This is a genomic window from Actinomadura sp. HBU206391 (assembly GCF_014323665.1).
Taxonomy (GTDB): domain Bacteria; phylum Actinomycetota; class Actinomycetes; order Streptosporangiales; family Streptosporangiaceae; genus Actinomadura_C.
In genome coordinates this window covers 1-2,273 of the sequence record NZ_JABVEB010000489.1, presented here as the reverse complement: position 1 = coordinate 2,273, position 2,273 = coordinate 1, and the positions used below count along the sequence as shown (strand labels likewise).

General features: G+C 71.0%; 3 protein-coding genes. 1 reads left to right on the top strand and 2 read right to left on the bottom strand.

Translation table 11 applies throughout. The features are described from left to right. Both HKK72_RS38705 and HKK72_RS38700 read right to left on the bottom strand, forming a co-directional pair. A partial coding sequence (locus HKK72_RS38705) for an FAD-binding oxidoreductase (RefSeq protein ID WP_187239345.1) occupies positions 1–1,044 on the bottom strand: 1,044 nt, incomplete at its 3' end. Between the two features lie 107 nt (positions 1,045–1,151). After that, a complete protein-coding gene (locus tag HKK72_RS38700; RefSeq protein ID WP_222721680.1) occupies positions 1,152–1,961 on the bottom strand; it encodes a class I SAM-dependent methyltransferase in 810 nt (269 codons plus the stop codon). Between the two features lie 48 nt (positions 1,962–2,009). On the opposite strand from HKK72_RS38700, the gene HKK72_RS38695 reads away from it, so the two are divergent. After that, a partial coding sequence (locus HKK72_RS38695) for a helix-turn-helix domain-containing protein (protein WP_187239343.1) occupies positions 2,010–2,273 on the top strand: 264 nt, incomplete at its 3' end.

The window sequence follows — 2,273 nt, the reverse complement described above, 5'->3', positions numbered from 1 at the left end:
GGCGTAGGCGCCGCCGAAATGCCGCAGTTCGGTGACGAACGGTGCCCCCGCGCCCGGTCCGGCCAGGGCAACGATCGTGTCGACGGCGTCGCCGGTCAGCTCGGCCAGCAGCAGGTTGCGGTCGTAGGCGAGATACGGCATGGCGGTGGGCTCATGGTGAATCGTGCCGACCTCGGCGTAGGGCATGTCCCGCACGGTGTCCAGGAGGGCCGGGCCGAGGTCGCGCAGTGGCCGCACCAAGCGCTCACCGTCTGCCGCGTCGCCGCTGTAGGCGAAGCGGAGGTGGGTGATGAATCGGCCGCGCAGCGGCTCAGGTACGTCGGGTAGGTCGGGGTTTTGGGCCAGCAGCACCGAGGAAGCCATCTCCTCGGGGAGGTCCCGAGTCCAGGCCGCGTAGGAGTGCAGCACCTCGGCGGTCGCTTCACCCGGAAAGTACAGCCCGCCCCCGTACAGCCGCGAGACCGGGAACAGGTCGACTTCCATGCCCACGACCAGGCCGAAGTTGTCCTTGCCGCCACGTACCGCCCAGAACAGGTCGGGGTCGGCCTCGGCCGTCACCTCGCGCAACCGGCCGTCGGCGGTGACCAGCCGCAGCCGCCGTACGTGATCGGCGGCGAAGCCGAAGCGACGGCCCAGCAGCCCCGCGCCGCCGCCCACCAGGTACCCGACCGCGCCCACGCTGGGGCTCGAGCCGTTCAACGGGGCCAGCCCGTGCGGGGTGGTGTGCTCCAGCACCTGGCGCCAGCGAGCCCCGGCCTCGATCCACGCCGTCGCGCGAGCCACATCGACGCCGACGCGGTCCATCCGACGCGTGTTGACCAGCACGGCGTCATCGGCGAGTGCGGCCGGGCCGTGACCGGTGGCCAGCACTCCCACAGCCCGCTTCTGCTCCGCCGCCAGCCTTACCGCGGCCACCACATCCTGGTCGTCGGCCGCTCCCACCACGTACGCCGGCCGTGATTCCGCTGCGCGGTTCAGTCCCAGCCGCTCGTTGTCATATCCCGGCTGACCCGGCTGGAAAACCGGGCCGGTGCTTGCGTTCATGCAGGTCAACGTATCCAGGCAGACCCAACCGAGGCTTGTACGAATCGGACATGCTTCCGGCCCGCAGCCCGCCGAGGCGCTCGCGGGTGGTCGCATCGACGAACAGGTCACTGGGGGACTTGGCTCTCTTCTGGGCGCCGGGCCAGCCAGACCGTCCGAGTGGCCCGGACCGTGAGGTCGTCGCGGCCGAGTGCGCCGGCTGCGAGTGCGTCAAGGGCGGCGAGATCGCCTGTGTCGATGCGGCCGTCGAGACCGTGCCGCATACGCTGGAAGGAGAGCTGGGCATAGCGGCCGGTGGCGGCGGGGAACGGTGGTTGCAGTGCGATGTCGAAGTGTCGTTCCGCCTCGACGGTGAAACCGGCCTTGGTCAGGAGGGCGCCCCAGTCCTCGCCCATGTGCAGCCCCGCCTCGGCCCGGATTTCGGCCAGGGCGTCATGGCAGCGATCCTCCAGAGCCGCGCCGGCCTTGCCGGGGAGGAATCGGGGGAACGAGTCCAGTTCGGTGACCGCGAGCACGCCGCCCGGGCGGAGCGTCGCGAGCGCCCGTGTGAGTGCGCGGCCGGGGTCGGCCATGTGGTGCAGCGAGGCGGACGCCCACACCAGGTCGGCGGGGCCGAGGGGTGGCCAGGGCTGGTCCAGGTCGGCCTGGACGGTGTGGATCCGGTCGGCGACGCCGAGCGCGCCGGCCTTGTGCCGGAGGTGCTCGAGCATCGGCTCGGAAACGTCGATCGCGACCACCTCAGCGTCCGGCAGCTGCCGGGCCAGCGCAAGGGCGCCGGTACCGGTGCCCGCGCCCAGGTCGATGATGCGCGGCCGGGCGGGGGTCACTGAGCCGACCCAGGTGATCACGTCGCGGTGATACTCGTGCAGGACGTCGGCGTCGAGGTCGAGCAGCTCGGCCAGATGTGAATGTGCCATGCCGTCGACGCTACCCCCGCCTTGCGTATATGGCATAGCATCTTGCGTATGAAGCAAGACGGCGAGCTGGACTCCCTCGTCCGGCAGCGGATCCGGGGGCTGCGGGTGGCACGCGGCTGGTCGCTGGACGAGTTGGCGGTCCGTTGTTACCTGAGTCCGTCCACGCTGAGCCGGATCGAGACCGGCCACCGGCGGATCGCCCTCGACCAGCTGGCGCCGATCGCCCGGGCACTGGGCACTACGCTCGATCAGTTGGTGGAGTCGGACGCCGACGACGACGTCGTGATCCGCCCGCACCGAGACGAGGCACGT

What these genes read in the sequence shown, in the direction of transcription:
- HKK72_RS38700 (WP_222721680.1), bottom strand. Translation starts at nt 1,961, where the DNA reads ATGGCACATTCACATCTGGCCGAGCTGCTCGACCTCGACGCCGACGTC.